This window comes from Pseudomonas yangonensis (assembly GCF_009932725.1).
Taxonomy (GTDB): Bacteria; Pseudomonadota; Gammaproteobacteria; order Pseudomonadales; family Pseudomonadaceae; genus Aquipseudomonas; species Aquipseudomonas yangonensis.
The window spans coordinates 1-328 of the sequence record NZ_BLJU01000236.1; the positions used below are offsets into that span (position 1 = coordinate 1).

Sequence of the window (328 nt, forward strand, 5' to 3'; positions counted from 1 at the left end):
GTGCGAAACAGCAGCTCCCGATTAATCACCGTCAGCAGCCCGGCCACATCAACCAGGCCAGCGACGCGTTCGAAGGTCTTCAGCAGAAGACTGAGACCATCGCCAAGACGCATGAAAGGCTTACGCATGGCCTCCAGCGATACCCGCCACAGACGGGTGCCGGCACCACCGGCAACGATGCAGGGAATCAGCGTGCCCATCAGTAGGCCTCGCGGGTGCAAATGACCGCCGGCAGGGTGCGGAAGAGGATGTACAGGTCGAACCAGACCGACCCGTTCTCGATGTCCTGCAGGTCGTACTCGACACGTTTCCCGCTCTTTTCCAGCGT

At 61.0% G+C, this 328-nt stretch carries 2 protein-coding genes; both read right to left on the reverse strand.

Annotated features, from left to right (window positions below; genetic code table 11):
* Positions 1–200 (reverse strand): sugar phosphate nucleotidyltransferase (locus tag GYB81_RS24165; protein WP_267904997.1); only part of this gene is annotated, 200 nt, incomplete at its 3' end.
* Positions 200–328 (reverse strand): sugar transferase (locus tag GYB81_RS24170; RefSeq protein WP_161898031.1); only part of this gene is annotated, 129 nt, incomplete at its 5' end. The genes GYB81_RS24165 and GYB81_RS24170, both read right to left, overlap by 1 nt.